Genomic DNA, 19,888 nt, shown 5'->3' with positions numbered 1-19,888 from the left:
CGAGGGGGCCGCAGGCCTGCTTGGGAGCGTCCCGGCGCCGGCCTAGTCCACCTGGATCTTGTTGTCCTTCGCGAGCCGGGTCCACTTGGCGATCTCCGCACGGCGGAAGCTGTCGAGCTCGGCCGGGCTGGAGCCGATCACCTCGGCGCCAAGCGCTTCGAGCCGGGTGCGCACCTCGGGGTCCTTGAGCGTGGCGGCGAACTCCTTCGACAGGCGCTCCACCACGGGCGCGGGGGTGCCGGCCGGCACGAACACCGCATTCCATTCGTAGACCTCGTAGCCGGGCAGGCCGGCTTCGGCCACTGTGGGCAGCTGCGGCAATGCAGGCGAATGCGTCTTGCCGGTCACGGCCAGCGCGCGCAGCTTGCCGCCCTGGATGAAGGGCAGGCTGGACGCCAGGCTGGCGAAGAACACGGGGACATGCCCCGACATCACGTCGGTGAGCGCCGGACCGCCGCCCTTGTAGGCCACGTGCGTGATCTGGACGCCGGCCATCGAGGCGAACAACTCGCCGGCCAGATGCTGCGCCGAACCATTGCCCGACGAGGCGTAGTTGATGCCGCCCGGCTTCGCCTTGGCCTGGGCGATCAGGTCGGCGACGCTCTTCATCGGCGCCGACGGATTCACCACCAGCACGTTGGGCACCTTCACCAGCAGCGACACCGGCGCCAGGTCTCGCAATGTGTCGAAGGGCATCTTGCGCAGCGCAGGGTTCTGGGCGTGGTTGGAGGCGTCGAGCATCACGGTGTAGCCGTCGGGCGCGCTCTTGGCGACCAGGTCGCCGCCGATGGCACCGCCGGCGCCGCCGCGGTTGTCGATCACCACTGGCTGGCCGAGCTTCGCCGAGAGCTTGGGCGCGATGATGCGCGCCACCGCATCGACGGTGCCGCCCGGCGGATAGCTCACGACCAGCCTCACGGGCTTTTCCGGCCACGCGCCGGCATGCGCCGAAAGCCCGGCCAGCAGCAGGGCCGCGCCCGCAAGGGCACGGGGAATGGCGCGCAGCAGGCGTGCGCGCGAGAGCTCATTGGTCGTCATTGATGTCTCCGGTTTTGAACTTGAACAATTGCGCGGGCGTGTCGACCAGGATGCGGCGGCGTGCCGTTTCGTCGGGCACCCAGTCGGCCAGCGCCGCGTAGGTGGGGGCATAGCTCGCGACGTCGCGGTGCTGGGTGTGAGGCCAGTCGCTGCCCCACACCAGGCGCCCGGGGCCGAAGGCTTTCAGCAGCGCCCGGACGGCATCGCGCGCGGCGGTGCCGTCCGTTGCCGCGGGCCAGTTCCGGTAGGCGGCCGACAGCTTGACCCAGATGCGCCCGCTGGCTGCGGCGCCGAGAAGCCAGGCAAAGCCTTCATCGGCGATGGCGGGCGCCGACGCAGGCCGGCCGAAATGGTCCACCACCAGCGCGCATCCGGCATCGAGCACGGCCTGCGCTGCGAGTGCCAGGTCGTGGGATTCGCGGTGCAGTTCCACATGCCAGCCGAGCGCCCGCGCGCGGGCGAAAAGCCGGTGCCACTCGGGCCTGGAGAAATCGGGGAGCGGCAGGCCCACGAGGTTGAGGCGGATGCCGCAGATACCGGCCTCGGCCATGGCATGCAGCATGGCGTCGTCCGCTGTCGGGTCGACCACCGCCACGCCCCGCAGCCGCCCGGGGCAGGCGCGCAGCGCGCCGAGCAGGAAGCTGTTGTCCAGGCCCAGGAAGCTGGGTTGCACCAGCACGCCATGCGAGACGCCGTGCGCGTCGAGCAGCGCCAGGTATTCGGCCAGCGTGGCCTCGTAGTCGGGTGCATGCCGGCGCGCCGCCGCCAGGGGCAGGCCATGCGCGAACACGTGGGCATGGCTGTCGACGGCTGTGATGGCGGCGGGGGACACGGTGTTTGTCTCGGTCGGAATCGTTGTGCGTTCGGAAGCGAACGTGGGCGAGTATCCGCAAGGCAAAACCTGTTGGGAATGCGTCTCCTGGTTGCGTTTGGATAAGCGCGGCTTATGACGCTCAGTTCGCCGCGGCGGGCAGCGCGATCGGCACCGGCCGCGTGAGCAGGTCGATATACAGGTTGAAGAAGCGCGCGTTGTCGAACTTCTTCACCACCGTCATCTTCTGCAGCGCCGGCCCCGCGGGCTGCGAGGCGTAGCCGATGGAGCGGCCGTTGTCGGCGGCGCCGGGCTTGGCGACCACGTCGACATAGCGCTCCACCGTTTGCGTGGCGTAGCTCGGATCGATGAGGTAGGCGAGCGTGAGCGTGTCCCAGATGTTCTGCGTGTAGTCCGGGTTGTTCTCGAAGCCGTTGGTGCCGCTGAAGCCGTAGCCGTTGAGCTGCCTGAACACCTCGGTCACGGCGGTCGGCTTGGCTGGATGCGCGATGCGGTCGTAAACCGGCTTGGTGAGAAAGACGGTGTCGGTCACGTCGAGCGGCACCACCACCTGCGGAATCGGCAGGCGCACCACGAACTGCGCGGCCTCGGGGTCGAACCACCAGTTGAATTCGGCGAACTTGGTGGTGTTGCCCGCCACTTCGATGGCGCCGCCCATGTAGATGATTTTCTTGATGAGCGGGACGATCTCGGGGTTCTGCTTCACCGCGAGCGCAATGTTGGTGAGCGGGCCGATGGCGAGGATGGTGATCTCGTTCGGGTTGGCCTTCACGGTGTCGACGATGAAGTCGACCGCGCTCTTGCGCTGCAGCACCGTGCGGGTGGCAAAGCCATCGGGCGAGGGCTTCAGGTCGGCATCGGTCTTGGGCTCGGGCGAGCTCCAGGCGCCCAGGTAGCCGTCCCCGCCGGAACCGGCGGCCATCTCGGCCTCGATGGTGGCGTAGTCGTGGTTGAACGCGTAGTTCGCGCCGGCATAAATGCCGATGCGGTCGCCCACGCCGAGCCGCTCGACGGACATCAGCGCGTCGGCCACGCCCTGCTTGAGCCACTGGTTGCCCGACACCACGCTGATGCCCATGACCCGCACCTTGCCTTCGGCCTGCAACTGCGCGGCCATGACGCCGAGCTGGCCGTCGTCGCTCATGGTGTTGTAGTCGCTGTCGATGATGATCTTCTGCGCGGGAGGCGGGGCGGCGCCGTACCCCGGGGCGAGCCCGATACCGCCGCTGCCGCCATCACTCCCGCCGCCGCAGGCCGAGAGCACTGTGGCGAGCAAGGCCGTGGCCATCCATTTGCGGCGTTGAATCTGAATCTTCATCCCGGGCTCCTTCTGAGCGGCTCTCGCCATATAGAACTAAATGCCAAACGATTGCGCAAACGTTTGCTTGGACTCTAATGGGCGAGCCACGGGCGTGGCGAAGGGCAAGGTTTCAAGCGGTAACCGCGAGGCCGCCGAAGCGGCTCAGCCCGGTGAGGGGGCGGCTTCGAGCAGGCGGATTTCGCGCAGCGGTGTGCGATGGAGCAGGTAGGGCTGCTCGCCGGCCGCTTCGGACTTCTCGAGCCCCGGCAAGGCCTTGGCCGAAGCTGTTGCAGGGCATGCGCCGCCGCTGCGCATTGCCAGTGCAGCCGCCAGCCGTGCCTCGGCCGGATCGCCGAGCGCATGGTCGAAGTCGTCGGCCACGGTGCAAGTGGGCGCGAAGCCGTCGCCATAGTCGCCGAAGTTCTTGGCATTGACGCCCTGGAACTGGATGGCGAAGTAACTCGTGCCGCAGTTGTCCTGCGGAGAAAAACCGTAGGGCTTGCCGCAGGTGGCACCGCCGACGAGGTTGACCTGGACGTCCACGCCGCGCAGGCTGTTGATGACCGACTCGCTGGCCGAGCAGGTGTCGGGGCCGACCAGCACCGTCACCTGCGAAAGATCGAGCCTTGGCAGCGTCACGCCGGCGCGGCTGGTGGCATGGAACGGAATGATCGTTTGCGCCGGCGTCAGGTGGAACGGGTTCTTGTCGTTGAACACAAGGCGCTCGAAAGTCTTGCCCGAGGTGGCGGTGGACGAGGCCACCATGGTGGCGAGCCGGCTGGCGATGTTGAGCTGGCCGCCGCCGTTGTAGCGCATGTCGAGCACCAGGTCTTGCACGCCGTCCTGCTTGAGCTGGTTCACGGCGTTGATGAGCTGCGTCTCCGAGGTCGTGATGTGATCGTTGAAGAGCAGGTAGCCCACGCGGCCGCTGGCGGTGTCGATGCTCTTCACGTTCTGCACCGGCGTGCGCGTGATGCTCGCCGCCGCCAGCGTCACGGTACGGGTCGCGGTGCCTTCCTGCAGCTTGAAGGTGTGCGATTCGCCGATGGTGGTGGGTGAGATGCCGCGGTTGATGGTGGCGGTGTCGGTGCCTGCTATCACGTCCACACCGTCGACTTCGAGCACCTTCGCGCCGCGTGCAATGCCTGCACTGGCCGCGGGCGAACCGGGTTCGGTGAACGCGATGCGCAGGTCGCGAGGACGCGAGTTGCGCACGAACGCGAACTCCATGCCGTAGCCGGGCGCCACGCCATTCTGCGAAAGCTGCCGGTACCGCTCGGTGTCGTACACGTAGTGAAAGCGGTCCTTCGCGCGGCCCGAGGCGGTGACGGCCGGGCTCTTGAGCACGCTGAAATAGGCGACCGGCGTGGCGTAGTCGGCCGCCTTCAGGGTGGCCGGCACCTCGCCGTACCAGAGGTAGGTTTCGTCGATCCAGCCGCGCACCCAGCGCTTCTCGTCGGTGAGCGTGCCGGCCTTGTCCGGATAGGCGGCACCGGTCTCGGGGTTGGTACCCGTGCGCGGGGCGGCGCAGAGGCCGGCCACGGTGGACGAGGCAACGATGGTGTCGTCATTGCCGCCACTGGCCGGGGGCGTGGTGGTGGGCGGCAGGAAGACGGGCAGCCCACCGCCGCCCCCTCCTCCTCCGCCGCCGCCGCAGCCGGCCAGGACGAAGGCTGCGCAGGCCAGCACGAATGCGGCCGGGGTGAATGCGGTGGAGCGCGGCGTCTCCCACGCGTTCGCGTCGAATGAATTCATCGAGCCCCTCCTCGTGTCCGCCGCGACGGACGGTTTTTCTTGTCTGCCGCGTTCCGGTGGCTTGGCTTGTTACTGCACGAAACCCATGCCGCGCGATTCGCGCACTTCGGGCTTGATGCGGTGCTCGGCCTCGAGCTGGTCCAGGAATTCGGCGGCCGAGAACTCGACCGCGAGAATATCCGTTTGCCGTTTCACGGCCGCGAAATCCCCCGGGCACAGCTGCCCCAATTGCGCCAGGCGCGTCTTGATCTCGCCGGTGAGCAGCGCGGCATCGCCGGCCAGCGCCTCGGTCACGAACATATGTTCACGCTGCACGGCGGTGAGCGGCATGAACTTGATCTTGAAGGTGAAGCGCCTGAGCGCCGCCTGGTCGAGCCGGTCGAGCAGGTTGGTGGTGCAGATGAAGACACCATTGAAGCGCTCCATGCCCTGCAGCATCTCGTTGACCTCGGTCACTTCATAGGTGCGCTGCGCACCGCGCCGGTCTTGCAGAAAGCTGTCGGCCTCGTCGAGCAGCAGCACGGCTTTTTCGGCCTCCGCTTCCTTGAACATGGCCGCCATGTTCTGTTCGGTCTCGCCGACGTACTTGCTCATGAGGTCGCTGGCCTGCTTGATGATGAGCGGCCGGCCGACGGCCTTGGCAATATGCTCGGCCAACGCGGTCTTGCCGGTGCCGGGCGCGCCGTAGAAGCACAGCGTGCCGTGGCCGCGCGCCTTGATCGCCGCCACGATGCGCGGAATTTCGAAGCGGGTCTCGACATTGAGCATGTCGAGGTCGTAGGTGGTCACGCTGCGCCGCACACCCAGGCCGGTGTCGAGCGTGCCCAGGGCGAGGTCGGCGTTCTTGAGCTGCCGCTCGATCAGCGCCTCCATCGATGCGCCGTCGGTCTGCGCCAGCCCCGCAAAGCGCACCGCAGTGCGAATCTGTGCGGGCGTGAGGCCCTTGCGCTCGGCCAGCTTGGCGGTGAAGGCTTCGGACACCACGATGCCGTCGAGCGTTTTCTTGATCAGCTGCTCGCGCGCGCCGGGCGGCGGCGACTTGAGCTCGAGGTGATACGCGAAGCGGCGCCGGAACGCCGGGTCGATCTGCTCGATGCGGTTGGTCACCCACAGCGTGGGCACCGGGTTGGCTTCGAGAATCTGGTTGACCCAGGCCTTGCCACTCACGCTGCCGCTGGTGGGCGCCGGAATCTGCTCGGCGCGCGCCATGAACTGTGCGGCTTCGGTGCTAATGGGCGGAAACACGTCTTCGACCTCGTCGAACAGCAGCGCGGCTTGCGCGCTGCCCTTGAGGAACACCTGCGCAATCTGCAGCGAGCGGTAGCGGTCGCGGCCACTCAGCGAGTTGCCGTCGCGGTCGGCGTATTCGACCTCGAACAGTTCGAGCCCCGCCGCTTGCGCCACCACCTTGGCGAGCTCGGTCTTGCCGGTGCCGGGCGGCCCGTAGAGCAGCACGTTGACGCCGGGTTCCTTGCGCGCCACCGCGGCCTGCAACAGCGTGACGAGCATCTGCGCGTCTTCCTCGACAAAGGAAAAGTCATGCGTGGTGAGCGCGCTCTTGGCGGAGGGCCGCGTGAACACGGCCATGAGTTCGTTGTGGTCGCGGTATTCGCGCATCAGCACCGGCGGCAGCTTTTCGCTGACCTTCATCAGGTCGGCCAGGTCAGTGATGTTGTGCTCGGAGATCAGGTTCTCGACGAGCCCGATGCGCTCCAGCCGCGAGCCCGCGCGCAAGGCTTCGCCCACCTCGGTGGCATTGACGCCCGCGATGTCGGCAATGGCGGCATAGGCCTCGGGCGCGTTGTTGACCTTGAACTCGACCAGGAGCGAACGCAGGTCGCGCTGATAGCGCGCGAGCGTGCCGTAGAGCAGCAGCGCGCGCTCGGCCTTGTTGAGCTGCAGCAGGCCCGCGAGTGCATCGATGTTCTTCTCGACCAGCGTCGACTGCTTGCGCAGCGCATGCGTGAGCCAGTCGCGCGTGACGGACAGCACCGAGAGCAGGTCCTTGGGATAGTCCTTGGCGTATTCGTCGAGATAGAAGAACAGCGTGCCTTCCTCATACGGGCCGCGCCACACGCCATGCCGCTCGAGCAGTGTGCGGCCGTCGAAATTCTCGACGCCCTTCCAGGCCTCGTTGCCGGCGCAGCGGCGGCCGAGGAATTCGCGCAACCGCTGCAGCACCGCGGCCGGCCACACCAGGTGGCGGCCGGTGAGCGAGAGCAGGCCGTTGATGTCGCGGCGCACATTGAAGCGCGGCCCCTGCTTGGCGGCGAGCGTGAGCACGAAGTGCGAGCACATCAGTTCGAGCACCGGCGCGCCCTTGAGCCCAGGCGACGGCAATGCCTGCCCGCGCACCGCAGCAGCCACGACATCGACACCCGCACGCTTGACCATCAGACAGCCTCCAGACGAGGAATTTCCTGGAGCGACCATAGCGCAGACTTTTGGCTTCGGGAAGACGCTGGAACGGTAAAAACCCTGATGGTGCGATTCCAGCCACAATGCCCGCCATGGTCGGAATCGAAGAAATCCGGCGCGCCGCGGCGCGCCTGCAGGGTCAGGTGCTCAATACGCCCTGCGTCGAGTCGCGCACGCTCTCCGAGATCGTGGGCGCGCAGGTCTACCTGAAGTTCGAAAATCTGCAGTTCACCTCCTCGTTCAAGGAACGCGGGGCGTGCAACAAGCTGGTCGATCTTTCGGAAAACGGACCGCAGGGCGACGGCAAGGAAACCACGCGGGGCGTGGTGGCCATGTCGGCCGGCAACCATGCCCAGGGCGTGGCCTATCACGCGCAGCGGCTCGGCCTGCGCGCGCTCATCGTGATGCCGCGCTTCACGCCCGGCGTGAAGATCGAGCGCACGCGCGGCTTCGGCGCCGAAGTGGTGCTGCACGGCGACACGCTCGACGCGGCGCGTGCCCATGCGCTGGAGCTGGCCGAACGCGAAGGGCTGACCTTCGTCCACCCCTATGACGACGAGGCGATCATCGCGGGCCAGGGCACGGTGGCGTTGGAGATGCTCGACGCGGTGCCCGATCTCGACATGCTGGTGGTGTCGGTCGGCGGCGGCGGGCTGATTGCCGGCATGGCGATCGCGGCGCGCGACCGGAAACCGGGCATCGAGATCGTCGGCGTGCAGACCACGCGCTTTCCGGGCATGGTGAATGCCGTCAAGGGCACGCAGCACCTGCAAGGCAAGAGCACCATCGCCGAAGGCATCGCGGTCGGCACGCCGGGCGTGCTGACGCGGGAAATCATCGCCAAGCACGTCGACGACCTGCTGCTGGTCGACGAAGGCGACATCGAACAGGGCGTGCTGATGCTGCTCGAAATCGAGAAAACCCTGGTCGAGGGCGCCGGCGCGGCCGGCCTTGCGGCGCTGATCCGGCATCCGGAGCGCTTCAAGGGCAAGCGCGTGGGGCTGGTGCTTTCGGGCGGAAACATCGATCCGCTGCTGCTCGCGGCGATCATCGAGCGCGGCATGGTGCGCGCCGGCCGGCTGGCGCGCGTGCGGGTCAGCGCACGCGATGTGCCGGGCTCATTGGCCCAAATCACGGCCACTGTAGCGGAAGCGGGCGCTAACGTCGATGAAGTGCATCATCAACGTGCCTTTACCATGCTGGCAGCGCAGAATGTCGATATCGAGCTGGTGCTGCAGACCCGCGGACGGGCGCACCTGGCCAGCGTGCTGGGCGCGCTGCACGACGCCGGCTTTGAGGCCGAAGAGCAGCACTGAAGGGGGCTCGCAAGCCCCTAGACCGTGCGGCCGGGCCCCATCGGTAAAATGCCCGCAGTTTTTTTGTATTTGTGTATTCGAGGTACTTTCAATGTCAAACCCTTCCCCCGTCGAGCCGCATCACGCGGCCGCCGTTGAAAAAGACGCCGTCGAATCGGTTGTTCACCTGATGCCGCTCGTCCTGCCGCTGGCCGGCGGCGTGCTGATGCTGCTGCTCGCATCCATCGCCGTCTACTTGGCCTGACAGCCATTTGCGTCTTCGTCCGCGGGCTTTGCGGCCCGCGTTGACGCAGTCTCCCCAAGGCGAAACGTTTTCTCAAACGGACCTCCGTGCCATTGCCGGCGCGGCGTCCCGTTCGGAAAGACGATTTTTCAACTTAGGAGATTTCCGATGAACGCACCCACGATGCAGGGCCTCGCCATTCAGGCGCCCTCATACGTCAAGAACGCAAAACTGATTGCCTGGGTGGCCGACATGGCCGCGCTTTGCAAACCCGAGGCCATTCACTGGTGCGACGGCAGCAAGGAAGAGTACGACCGCCTGTGCCAGCAACTGGTCGACGCGGGCACCTTCAAGAAGCTCAACCCGGCCAAGCGCCCCAATTCGTTCCTCGCGGCCTCCGACCCGAGCGACGTGGCGCGCGTCGAAGACCGCACCTTCATCTGCTCCGAAAAGAAGGAAAACGCCGGCCCCACCAACAACTGGATGGCCCCGGCCGAAATGCGCGCCACGCTGCAGCCGCTGTTCGACGGCTGCATGAAGGGCCGCACGATGTACGTGGTGCCTTTCAGCATGGGCCCGCTCGGTTCGCCCATTGCGCACATCGGCATCGAGCTTTCCGACTCGCCTTACGTGGCAGTCAACATGAAGATCATGACCCGCATGGGCAAGGCCGTGTACGAGGTGCTCGGCGCCGACGGCGAGTTCGTGCCCTGCGTGCACACCGTGGGCGCGCCGCTCGAGGCCGGCCAGAAGGATGTGACCTGGCCCTGCAACAAGACGAAGTACATCGTTCACTACCCCGAAACCCGCGAAATCTGGAGCTACGGTTCGGGCTACGGCGGCAACGCGCTGCTGGGCAAGAAGTGCTTCGCGCTGCGCATCGCCTCCACCATGGGCCGCGACGAGGGCTGGCTGGCCGAGCACATGCTGATCCTGGGCGTGACTTCGCCCGAGGGCAAGAAGTACCACGTGGCCGCCGCGTTCCCCTCGGCCTGCGGCAAGACCAACTTCTCGATGCTGGTGCCCCCGGCCGGCTTCGACGGCTGGCAAGTGACGACCATCGGCGACGACATCGCCTGGATCAAGCCCGGCAAGGATGGCCGCATGTACGCCATCAACCCCGAGGCGGGCTACTTCGGCGTGGCCCCCGGCACCAACCTCAAGACCAACCCCAACTGCCTCAAGAGCCTGGACCGCGACGTGATCTTCACCAACGTGGCGCTCACCGATGACGGCGACGTCTGGTGGGAAGGCCTCGAAGACGACGTGCCCGGCAAAAAGCTGCCCGAGCACCTGATCGACTGGCAGGGCAAGGACTGGACGCCGCAGATCGCCAAGGAAACCGGCGCCAAGGCCGCGCACCCCAACTCGCGCTTCACCGTGGCCGCCACCAACAACCCGGCGCTCGACCCGGCTTGGGACGATCCGGCGGGCGTGCCGATCGACGCCTTCATCTTCGGCGGCCGCCGCTCGACCACGGTGCCGCTGGTGACCGAAGGCCGCAACTGGACCGAAGGCGTCTACATGGCCGCCACCATGGGCTCGGAAACCACCGCCGCCATCGTCGGCCAGGTGGGCGTGGTGCGCCGCGACCCGTTCGCCATGCTGGCTTTCATGGGCTACAACATGAGCGACTACTTCCAGCACTGGCTCGACCTGGGCAAGAAGGTCGAGGCTTCGGGCGCGAAGCAGCCGCGCATCTACACGACCAACTGGTTCCGCAAGGGCCCGGACGGCAAGTTCGTCTGGCCCGGCTACGGCGAGAACATGCGCGTGCTGAAGTGGATCATCGATCGCATCGAAGGCAAGGCCGAGGGCGTGGACCATGTCTTCGGCGTGAGCCCGCGCTACGAAGACCTGAACTGGACCGGCCTGGATTTCAGCGCCGAGCAGTACGCCACCGTCACCAGCATCGACAAGGCCGCGTGGCAGGCCGAGCTGAAGCTGCATGCCGAGCTGTTCGAGCAGCTGGCGCACCACCTGCCGAAGGAACTGCCGGCAACCAAGGCGGCCATCGAGCAGCGCCTGGCGGCCTGACGCTCCCCCTGTGCGGCCGCGAGCCGCACCAACGGAAAAAGCCGCCCAAGGGCGGCTTTTTCATGACTCGGCTGGCGGATCGATCGGTCGATCAGTAGTAGCGCGAGCTGTTCATGCGGCGCATTGCTTCATAGAGCGTCGGCATGCGGGCATCGGCGGCACGTGCGGCCTTGCTGCGGGCCAGCGCGTCCACCTTGGCCACGGTGGCGGCGGGAGCCTTGCCTTCCGACTGCTGGCGCCAGACGGCGGCTTGCAGTTCCTGCATCACGCGCGGGTCGCTGTGCGCGGTGGCAAGAAAGCGGGCGTCGGCGCGGTCGGCGGCGCGGCGCTGGGCTGCTGCATTCCAGAGGCCTGCAACCTTGGCGGCTGCGTTGCGCAGCGAGCCGGCAAACAGCGCGATGCCGGCGAAAACGGCGCCGCAGAGCACAGCCCAGGCGGCGAGCAGAGCGCCTTCGTCCCAGGTGGAAACGAGCTTGTCGCCCACCACCAGCACCGCCGCGACCACCGCGACGACGAGCAGGGCGATCAGCGGACGCGAACCGTTCGCGCCGGCGCGTGCGGCCTTGATCTGGCCGAACAGGATCTCGGCGCGCTGGACGCCGGGATGGACAGTAGGTTGGTCAACGTGGACAAAGCTGGTCATGGTGATCCCTCCGTGGGATAAGTGGCTGATGCCGATGAGGGAATATTAGGGGTTACCCTAGTGTTATGCCACTTTATCTTTCTGATGTTTATCATTCACAACACTGATGGACGTCAACTTTCGCACACTCGACCTCAACCTGCTCCGCGTCTTCGACGAGGTGATGGCGGAGCGCAACCTGACACGGGCGGCGCGCAACCTGTCGATCACCCAGCCCGCGGTGAGCAATGCGTTGCGCCGTCTGCGCGACGTGCTCGGCGACGAGCTGGTGAGCCGGGCCGGCGCGGGCGTGGAGCCGACGCCGCGCGCGCTGGCACTCTGGCCCACGGTGCGGGACGCGTTGCGGCAGCTGCAGCACACGCTGGCGCCGGGTGAGTTCGACGCGGCTGTCGCCGACACCACCTTCCTGCTGGCCATGGCCGACGCCACCGCCGCCGAACTCATTCCGGGGCTCGTGCAAATCGTGGAGAAGGAAGCGCCCGCTATCTCGCTGCGCGTTCTGCCGCTTACTACTCGCGATCCGCGGCGCATGCTCGAGCAGGAAGAAGTCGACATGGCCGTCGGCTACTTTCCGGCCGTGATCGCCAGCCTGGCGGCGCGCGGGCAGTCGGGCGTGGGGGTGGCGTTCGAGACCCAACGGCTCTACCTGGGCCAGTATGTGTGTGTGATGCGGCGCGGCCATCCGCTGGCGGATGCACCGCTCACGCTCGACGACTACTGCGCCGCCCGGCATCTGCTCGTGAGCTTTTCGGGCCGTCCGTACGGTTTTATCGACCAGACGCTGGGCGCCCTGGGGCGTGAGCGGCGCATCGTGGTCACGGTCAACCAGTTCTTCACGGCCGGGCGCGTGGTCGCGAATTCAGACCTGCTCACGGTGCTGCCACGGCATTTCGTGACCGTGACCGGCATCGACGACCAGCTGGTGCTGCGCGACCTGCCCTTCGACCAGCCGATGGTGCACGTCGACGCCATCTGGCATCGCCGCGCGCAGCATGGGCATGCGCATGAATGGCTGCGCACCGCGCTGCTGCGCTCCGCCGCGGCGGCTTTCGCGGATTCGGTCCTCGGGCAGAAGGTGCCCAAGTGACCTGGGCTTTTCAGCGAACGACCGAGAGCCAGGCGCTGGCTGCGACGCGCAGTTCCTGAGCCTGGTAGGCGTCGAGACCGGCACGGGCATCGGCGCTTTCCATCAGCGTCGCGGCATGGCTGGCCGGGGCGTTGTTATTGGAAGAACGGAAGAAACGGGCCACTTGGGCAATGAGGCTGAACATGACAGTGCGCTGCTTTTGGCTGCGCTGGAGTGGTTGATGTACCAAGAATAGGGGTTATCCCTAATATTGGAAGCCCTGCTTTATGCGCTTTATGCATGGGCTGATTCCCGAGGGCCTGTCAATGCCATTTCTGGGGTCGCGAAGGCCAGCCGCAGCGGGCCAATCAAGGCGCGCTCCTTGCGTCCAGCCCCTTGGCCGGGCAACGCGATCCCCAGAAATGGCATTGACAGGCCCTAGACTGAGTGGACGATGAAGTTGCAACTGCTTTCCGACCTGCATCTGGAGTCCCATCCCCGCTTCCACGCCGAGCCGGCGCCCGGGGCCGACATGCTGGTGCTGGCGGGCGACATCGGCTCCTACCAGGAAGGCTCCCGCCTGACGGACCCCGACTTCGGGCTGGGCCGCTTCTCGCCCCGCAACGGCTGGCCGGGGCCCGTGATCTACGTGCCCGGCAACCATGAGTACGACAACACCGATTTCGACGAAACCCACGAGCGCCTGCGCGCGCTTTGCAAGGAACTCGACATCCTGTGGCTGGAACGCGAGACGACTGTCATCGGCGGCATCCGCTTCATCGGCACCACGCTCTGGGCCGACTTCGACGCACTGGTGACCCCCACCGACGGCCTGGCCGACGCGCTCAAGAAGCGCGGCAAGGCGATGCGGGCAGCCGACTTCTACCTGGAGAAGGCCGCCACGGTGCGCCACGGCCAGCCGTTCATGGCCGGCGCGATGCGCGAACAGGGCCTCGCATGCCAGGCCTGGCTCGAGCAGGCGCTGGCCGAGCCTTTCGACGGCACCACGGTCGCCATCACGCATTTCGCGCCGAGCCTCGCAAGCGCCGATCCGCGCTACGGCCTCACGCCGGGCACCGCGGGCTTCTGCAATTCGATCGACGCGCTGCTTCCCCGCGCCCAGCTCTGGCTGCATGGCCATCTGCATTGCCCGTTCGACTACGTGAAGGACGGCTGCCGCGTGGTCGCCAATCCGCTCGGCTACAAGGGCAAGGGCGAACAGGAAGGCTTCCGGCCGAACCTGCTGGTCGAGGTGGTCTGAGTGCGCACTACAGCAGCTCTTCGCCCACGATCGGCAGCAGCAGCCAGTTCTTGAAGCGCAGCCAGAGAAACTCGCCGGGCTCGTCCTCATGCACGATGTCGCCGCCGGCATCGTCGTATTCCAGCCATTGCACGCGGCGGCCATTGGGTGCGAGCCGCAGCCGGTAGCCCAGGCTCACGCGCCCCTTGCTCAAGAGATTTTCATAGTCGGCCACCAGTTCCGGGCTGTCGATCACGAGCCCCATCTCGGTGTTCACCGCCGCGGAGCGGTGGTCGAGGTTCATCGAGCCGATGAAAAAACGCTCGTCGTCGATCACCGCGATCTTGGCGTGCAGGCGGCTGATCGACTGGCCGAAGTCGCCGAAGTGCCCTGAGCGCCCGGAGAGCATCGGCGCAATCTCGTAGATGCTGACGCCGATCTTCAGCATGTCGGCGCGATAGCGTTCGTAGCCCGCGTAGGCCAGTGGCTCGTCGGTGGCGCCCAGCGAGTTGGTCACCACGGTGATGCGCCCTCCACGCGCGATGGCCGCCTTCATCATGGCCATGCCGCGCGCGCCGGGAATGAAGTACGGCGAAGCGATCTTGACTTCATGCCGGGCCGAATTGATGACGCCCAGCGCACCCTCGTTCACGCTGCCCGCATAGGCCGCCACGGGCGCGCGCGTGATCTTCGCGGGGTCGTCCACGAACAGCGAGCACGGCGCCCAACGCAGGTCGATCTTGCCGGTGGTGAGCTGCTCGCCCACCGGCGACCTGTCCATCACGTCGCGCTGGCGAATCGGCACGTCGGGCTGCGCCGTGCTGGCGATGGCGTCGAAGCGCTTCTGCGCCTCGTCCACCGTCATGCGCAGCGGGGCAATGCGCTCGATGGGCCACGCATGCTCGCTGTTCCAGTAGCGATCGAAGCCTTCGGACATCTGGCGCACCACCGGGCCGCTGGAAAGCACGTCCATGTCGATGAAGTTCGCCGCCGTGCCGCGCATGAAATATTCGTTGGCGATGTTGCGCCCGCCCGAGACGGCAAAGCTGTTGTCGGCCACCAGGAGCTTGTTGTGCATGCGGTGGTTGATGCGGCCGAAATCCGCGATCGAGAACAGGAGCCGCAGCGCGAGCGAGCCGGCCCGCGAAGGCAGCGGATTGAACAGCCGCACCTCGACGTTCGGAAAGGCCGAGAGCGTGCCGAACACCTCGTCCTCGCCGGCGGTGTAGAGGTCGTCCACCAGGAGGCGCACCCGGACGCCGCGCAACGCCGCGTCACGCAGCTCGCGCAGCAACAGAAGGCCGACGTCGTCGTTCTGGATCAGGTAGTACTGCACGTCGAGCGACTTCTCGGCATGCCGCGCAAGCGAAATGCGGGCATCGAAGGCAAAGGCCGCCTCCGGCAGCAGCCGAAAGCCCGACTGCGATGCCGCCCCGCCGGGGGCGCCCGGCCGCACCAGCTGGCCGAGCGCAGTGCCGGCCACGTCGGTGATGGCCGCAGTCGGCGTGCGCGGCTGCGGCGGCGGCAGGCCCGCGCAGCCCGCCAGCCACGCCGAGGCCATGGCGGCCCACACCAGGGCCGCAAGCCGGCGGATCAGGAAAGAGGCTGCCATGGCCCGCACTGTAGCTCGCGGCGGGCGCCAGCGGAGCCCTATGATCGACGCCACAAAAAAGGGAAAGAACACGCGTGCTCAACGGCTTGTGGCTGGGTTTCTTCGGGATGGCGATGCTGGCGGCGCTCGGGCGCTGGCTGGTGGGCGACGACCCGGCCGTTTTCGCGGCCATCGTCGAGAGCCTGTTCGCCATGGCGCGGCTCGCGGTCGAGGTGATGGTGCTGCTGTTCGGCACGCTCACGCTGTGGCTCGGCTTCTTGCGCATCGCCGAGGCGGCAGGGCTCGTCGGCTGGCTCGCGCGCGTGCTGGGGCCGCTGTTCCGGCGGCTCATGCCGGGCGTGCCCGCTGGCCATCCGGCGCTGGGGCTCATCACGATGAACTTCGCGGCCAACGCGCTCGGGCTGGACAACGCGGCCACGCCCATCGGGCTGAAGGCCATGCGCGAGCTGCAGCGGCTGAACCCCGACCCGGTCACGGCCACCAACGCGCAGATCCTGTTCCTGGTGCTCAACGCTTCGTCGCTCACGCTATTGCCGGTGACGATCTTCATGTACCGCGCGCAGCAAGGGGCGAGCGATCCGACGATGGTGTTTCTGCCGATCCTGCTGGCGACCAGCGCATCGACGCTGGTGGGCCTTCTCTCGGTGGCCGTGGCGCAGCGCCTGCGGCTGTGGGACCCGGTGGTGCTGGCTTATCTGGTGCCGGGTGCGTTGCTGCTCGGCGGCTTCATGGCGCTGTTGGGCACCCTGTCGGCCGCGGCCATCGCCTCGCTCTCGTCGCTCATGGGCAACCTCGCGCTGTTCGGCGTGATCATCGTGTTCCTGCTGGCCGGCGCAATCCGCCGCATCAAGGTCTACGAATGTTTTATCGACGGCGCGAAGGAAGGCTTCGACATTGCGAAGAACCTGCTGCCCTACCTGGTCGCGATGCTGTGCGCCGTGGGCGTGCTGCGCGCCTCGGGCGCACTCGACTTCGTACTCGGCGGGCTGCGCTGGCTGGTCGACATGGGCGGCTGGGATTCGCGTTTTGTCGACGCCATGCCCACCGCGCTGGTCAAGCCCTTCTCGGGCAGCGCGGCGCGTGCGATGCTGATCGAGACCATGAAGACCCAAGGCGTGGACAGCTTTCCCGCGCTCGCAGCCGCCACCATTCAAGGCAGCACCGAGACCACCTTCTACGTACTGGCCGTGTACTTCGGTGCCGTGGGCATCCAGCGCGCACGGCACGCGGTGGCCTGCGCGCTCCTGGCCGAACTGGCCGGCGTGGTGGCGGCCATCGCGGTGTGCTACTGGTTCTTCGGATGAACGCCGCAGAACCAGCCCTTGCGAGCGGGGCGATGCGGCGCGCCAAGCAGCCGTGCGTGCGCTGAGCCAGAATAGTCCTTCGCCTTCCAACGCTCAGCCTTTTTCGTGACCACTTCCCGCCGGGCCAAGCCCCCTACCTTTTCGCCTGCGGAATTCCGCGAGGCGCTCGGCATGTTCGCCACGGGCGTGACCATCGTCACGGCGCGTTCGGCCGAGGGCGTGCTGGTCGGCCTCACGGCGAATTCGTTCAACTCGGTGTCGCTCGCGCCGCCGCTGGTGCTGTGGAGCCTGGCGCGCGCGGCGGGCTCGATGCCGGCGCTCAGCACCGGCTCGCACTACGCCATCAACATCCTGGCCGCCAACCAGAAGCAGTTGGCCGAGCGCTTTGCCACCAAGAACATCGACCGCTGGGCCGACGTGGCCTTTACCGAAGGCCTAGGCGGCGCGCCGGTGCTGGCGGGCGCGGCGGCGAGCTTCGAGTGCTTCAACCGCAGCCGCTACGACGAGGGCGACCACGTGATCTTCGTCGGCGAGGTGGAGCGCTGCACGCACAACGCGGGCGCCTCGCCGCTGCTGTTTCATGGCGGGCGCTTCTACACCGAGCATCCGCTCTGATCCTACGAATGATCCAGCGCAAGACCCATCTCGACTCCCTCGCCATCGGCCTTCTCATCGCATGCTGCGCGTTCTGGGGGCTGCAGCAGATTCTCATCAAGACCACCGTCACCGAAGTGCCGCCGCTCTGGCAGGCGACGATCCGCATGGTGGGCGCCGTTGTGCTGCTGTGGCTCTGGTGCGTGTGGCGCCGCGTGCCGCTCTTCGAGCGCGACGGCACGCTGCCGGGCGGCCTGCTCGTGGGGCTGCTGTTCGCGGGTGAGTTCGCCTGCATCTACCTGGGCCTGCAGCACACCTCGGCTTCGCGGCTCACGGTGTTTCTGTACACCGCGCCGTTCTGGGTGTCGCTGCTGCTGCCGCGCTGGGTGCCGGCCGAGCGCCTGCGCGGCCTGCAGTGGCTGGGTCTCACCATCGCTTTTGCGGCCGTGGTGTTCGCGTTCAGCGAAGGCTTCGGGCATTCGAGCTCGGGCCAGCTGCTCGGCGATGCGATGGGCCTCATGGGCGGCATGCTCTGGGGGCTGACCACATTGGCGCTGCGCACCACGCGGCTCGCCACCGCGAGTGCCGAGAAGGCCTTGTTCTACCAGGTGGGGGTGACCGCGGCGGTCTGCCCGGTGCTCTCGCTGGTGCTGGGCGAAAAGTGGGGCTTCTCGTATTCGGCCTGGGCGTGGACCTCGATCGGCCTGCAGACCGTGATCGGCGCCTTCGCGAGCTATCTCACCTGGATGTGGCTGCTGCGGCACTATCCCGCCACGCAGATGTCGTCGTTCAGTTTTCTGACACCGCTGTTCGCGCTGGTGTTCGGCGTGGTGCTGCTCAGCGAACCGCTCACGCTGCAACTGATGCTCGCGCTGGTGGGTGTCGGCCTGGGCATCGTGATGGTCAACCGGCGAAAGGCACGGCCATGAAAGACGCAGACTTCCAGCCGGTGCTCGACGACATCGTCGCCACCCTGCGGCCGCTGCTGGGCAAAGCCGGCACGGTGGCCAGCTACATTCCCGCGCTGGCCAGCGTCGACCCGCGCCAGCTCGGCATTGCGCTGCGCACGTGCGACGGCACCGAAGCGGCCGCCGGCGACGCCGAAACCCCGTTCTCGATCCAGAGCGTGTCGAAGCTCTTCACGCTCACGCTGGCCATGCAACGCATGGGCGACGCGCTGTGGGAGCGCATCGGCCGCGAGCCCTCGGGCAACCCCTTCAACTCGCTGGTGCAGCTGGAGAACGAGCACGGCAAGCCGCGCAATCCGTTCATCAATGCGGGCGCCATCGCCGTGGCCGACCGGCTCGTGAGCCAGGCGCTGCAAGCTGGCGGCAGCGCCAAGGCCGACATCCTTGCGTTGATGGGCAGCCTGTGCGGCGAGCCGATCTCGTTCGACGACGAAGTGGCACGCTCCGAAGCCGCGACCGGTTTCCGCAACATCGCGCTCGCCAACTTCATGAAGAGCTTCGGCAAGATCGACAACGACGTGGCGGTGGTGCTCGACACCTACTTTCACCAATGTGCCTTGCGGATGAACTGCCGCCAGCTCGCGCGGGCGGCGGCCTTCCTGTGCCGCGACGGCGCGCATCCGATCGACGGCCAGGCCGAGGTCACCGGCGAGCGGCAGACGCGCCGCATCAATTCGCTGATGCTCACCTGTGGAACCTACGATGCCGCGGGCGACGTGGCGTTTTCGATCGGCCTGCCCTGCAAGAGCGGCGTGGGCGGCGGCATCGTGGCCGTGGTGCCCGACCGGCTCACGCTGTGCGTCTGGTCGCCCGCGCTGGACGCCACGGGCAACTCGCTGCTCGGCATGAAGGCGCTGGAGCTCTTCGTCGCGCGAACCGGGCTGTCGGTCTTCTGAGCGCCCATTCGCTGGCGCAGGCGAAAATGGGCCGCGCACGAATCCACGCCCTCACAAGCATCCGAATGACCGAAGCCACAGATTCCACTGACTCCGACGACACCCTCCCCCTTCAGGAACCTCGCCTCTGGCGCGACGGCCAATGGACCGCCCGCGTCATCAAGAACGAAGAAGACGACGGCTGGGCCGTCGAGATGACCCGCCACGGCGACCCCGAGCCGGCGCTGGTCGGCCCCTGGACCATGGGCCGCGACAAGAAAAACCCGAAGCCGCTCGACGGACCCGCCTTCTCCACGCTGGTGAAGACCGCCGCCGAAGTCATCCGCCGCCATGAGCAGCAACTGCACGCCACGCTTAACAAGAGCGTGACCGTCACCGCGCGCAACGACCAGCGCGTGCGCGTGTCGCTCGCCATCGTGCCCGACGAAGACAGCCCCTCCGCCACGCTCACCGCGCATGACGACGCGGACGACACCGAGCTTGCCAGCGTCAGCGTCTCGCCCGCCTTCAGGCTCACCACGTCCAGCGCCACGGCCTGGATCGAATCCGATTACGCGCGGCCCCGCTGAACGCCCCCGCCGCAATCAGCGAAATGACGTATGGGCAGCCCCCGCTGAGTTGAGAACAATCGGCTTCGACGACACCA

Annotated in this window: 18 protein-coding genes; 10 read left to right on the top strand and 8 right to left on the bottom strand. The window is 67.1% G+C overall.

Annotation, left to right across the window (positions count from 1 at the left end):
* Positions 1-42: 42 nt before the first annotated feature.
* The 5 genes from ABIC94_RS02705 to ABIC94_RS02685 all read right to left on the bottom strand — a co-directional run bounded on the left by ABIC94_RS02705 (position 43) and on the right by ABIC94_RS02685 (position 7,319).
* Positions 43-1,038, bottom strand: a complete 996-nt coding sequence (locus ABIC94_RS02705) for a tripartite tricarboxylate transporter substrate binding protein (RefSeq protein ID WP_055806911.1) — start codon at positions 1,036-1,038, stop codon at positions 43-45.
* Positions 1,025-1,870 carry an amidohydrolase family protein gene (locus ABIC94_RS02700; protein ID WP_354371133.1) on the bottom strand — a complete coding sequence of 282 codons (846 nt, stop codon included), beginning with the start codon at positions 1,868-1,870 and terminating at the stop codon, positions 1,025-1,027. The genes ABIC94_RS02705 and ABIC94_RS02700 overlap by 14 nt, the downstream gene beginning before the upstream one ends.
* A 121-nt stretch (positions 1,871-1,991) precedes the next feature.
* Positions 1,992-3,188, bottom strand: a complete 1,197-nt coding sequence (locus ABIC94_RS02695; protein ID WP_354371132.1) for a nucleoside hydrolase — start codon at positions 3,186-3,188, stop codon at positions 1,992-1,994.
* 144 nt (positions 3,189-3,332) lie between these two features.
* The gene (locus ABIC94_RS02690; protein WP_354371131.1) at positions 3,333-4,925 is read right to left on the bottom strand and encodes a S41 family peptidase; all 1,593 of its coding nucleotides are present in this window, start codon (positions 4,923-4,925) and stop codon (positions 3,333-3,335) included.
* Positions 4,926-4,994: 69 nt separating this feature from the next.
* Complete coding sequence (locus ABIC94_RS02685; RefSeq protein ID WP_354371129.1) at positions 4,995-7,319, bottom strand: ATP-binding protein; 2,325 nt, start codon at positions 7,317-7,319, stop codon at positions 4,995-4,997.
* A gap of 116 nt (positions 7,320-7,435) precedes the next feature.
* On the opposite strand from ABIC94_RS02685, the gene ABIC94_RS02680 reads away from it, so the two are divergent.
* The 3 genes from ABIC94_RS02680 (at position 7,436) to ABIC94_RS02670 (ending at position 10,919) form a co-directional block, all read left to right on the top strand.
* Entirely contained in the window at positions 7,436-8,659 is a 1,224-nt protein-coding gene (locus ABIC94_RS02680; protein ID WP_354371128.1) for a threonine ammonia-lyase, read from the top strand.
* Positions 8,660-8,750: 91 nt separating this feature from the next.
* A complete protein-coding gene (locus ABIC94_RS02675) occupies positions 8,751-8,903 on the top strand; it encodes a hypothetical protein (RefSeq protein ID WP_354371126.1) in 153 nt (50 codons plus the stop codon).
* Between the two features lie 147 nt (positions 8,904-9,050).
* Positions 9,051-10,919 (top strand): phosphoenolpyruvate carboxykinase (GTP), encoded by a 1,869-nt coding sequence (locus tag ABIC94_RS02670; RefSeq protein ID WP_354371125.1) that lies wholly within the window; start codon positions 9,051-9,053, stop codon positions 10,917-10,919.
* A 91-nt stretch (positions 10,920-11,010) separates the two neighbouring features.
* On the opposite strand, the gene ABIC94_RS02665 is transcribed toward ABIC94_RS02670, so the two are convergent.
* Entirely contained in the window at positions 11,011-11,562 is a 552-nt protein-coding gene (locus ABIC94_RS02665; RefSeq protein WP_354371124.1) for a hypothetical protein, read from the bottom strand.
* Between the two features lie 106 nt (positions 11,563-11,668).
* On the opposite strand from ABIC94_RS02665, the gene ABIC94_RS02660 reads away from it, so the two are divergent.
* On the top strand, positions 11,669-12,649 hold the full coding sequence (locus ABIC94_RS02660; protein WP_354371123.1) for a LysR family transcriptional regulator: 981 nt from the start codon (positions 11,669-11,671) through the stop codon (positions 12,647-12,649).
* A 10-nt stretch (positions 12,650-12,659) separates the two neighbouring features.
* On the opposite strand, the gene ABIC94_RS02655 is transcribed toward ABIC94_RS02660, so the two are convergent.
* Positions 12,660-12,833 carry a hypothetical protein gene (locus tag ABIC94_RS02655; RefSeq protein WP_354371122.1) on the bottom strand — a complete coding sequence of 58 codons (174 nt, stop codon included), beginning with the start codon at positions 12,831-12,833 and terminating at the stop codon, positions 12,660-12,662.
* Positions 12,834-13,082: 249 nt separating this feature from the next.
* Between ABIC94_RS02655 and ABIC94_RS02650 the strand changes: the two genes are divergently transcribed.
* Entirely contained in the window at positions 13,083-13,889 is an 807-nt protein-coding gene (locus ABIC94_RS02650; protein ID WP_354371121.1) for a metallophosphoesterase, read from the top strand.
* A 7-nt stretch (positions 13,890-13,896) separates the two neighbouring features.
* On the opposite strand, the gene ABIC94_RS02645 is transcribed toward ABIC94_RS02650, so the two are convergent.
* On the bottom strand, positions 13,897-15,480 hold the full coding sequence (locus ABIC94_RS02645) for a phospholipase D family protein (protein ID WP_354371120.1): 1,584 nt from the start codon (positions 15,478-15,480) through the stop codon (positions 13,897-13,899).
* Between the two features lie 74 nt (positions 15,481-15,554).
* Between ABIC94_RS02645 and ABIC94_RS02640 the strand changes: the two genes are divergently transcribed.
* The 5 genes from ABIC94_RS02640 (at position 15,555) to ABIC94_RS02620 (ending at position 19,811) form a co-directional block, all read left to right on the top strand.
* The gene (locus ABIC94_RS02640) at positions 15,555-16,784 is read left to right on the top strand and encodes a nucleoside recognition domain-containing protein (protein WP_354371119.1); all 1,230 of its coding nucleotides are present in this window, start codon (positions 15,555-15,557) and stop codon (positions 16,782-16,784) included.
* 105 nt (positions 16,785-16,889) lie between these two features.
* A complete protein-coding gene (locus tag ABIC94_RS02635; RefSeq protein WP_354371118.1) occupies positions 16,890-17,399 on the top strand; it encodes a flavin reductase family protein in 510 nt (169 codons plus the stop codon).
* 8 nt (positions 17,400-17,407) lie between these two features.
* Positions 17,408-18,307, top strand: a complete 900-nt coding sequence (locus ABIC94_RS02630; RefSeq protein ID WP_354371117.1) for a DMT family transporter — start codon at positions 17,408-17,410, stop codon at positions 18,305-18,307.
* A complete protein-coding gene (locus ABIC94_RS02625; RefSeq protein ID WP_354371115.1) occupies positions 18,304-19,242 on the top strand; it encodes a glutaminase in 939 nt (312 codons plus the stop codon). Before ABIC94_RS02630 ends, ABIC94_RS02625 begins: the two co-directional genes overlap by 4 nt.
* Positions 19,243-19,307: 65 nt before the next feature.
* Positions 19,308-19,811 carry a hypothetical protein gene (locus ABIC94_RS02620; RefSeq protein ID WP_354371113.1) on the top strand — a complete coding sequence of 168 codons (504 nt, stop codon included), beginning with the start codon at positions 19,308-19,310 and terminating at the stop codon, positions 19,809-19,811.
* Positions 19,812-19,888 lie beyond the last annotated feature (77 nt).

Origin of the sequence: Variovorax paradoxus (assembly GCF_040544635.1) — a bacterium.
Taxonomy (GTDB): domain Bacteria; phylum Pseudomonadota; class Gammaproteobacteria; order Burkholderiales; family Burkholderiaceae_C; genus Variovorax; species Variovorax paradoxus_R.
Note: the sequence above shows the minus strand (reverse complement) of the source record. Positions and strands in the feature narration are given on the sequence as shown.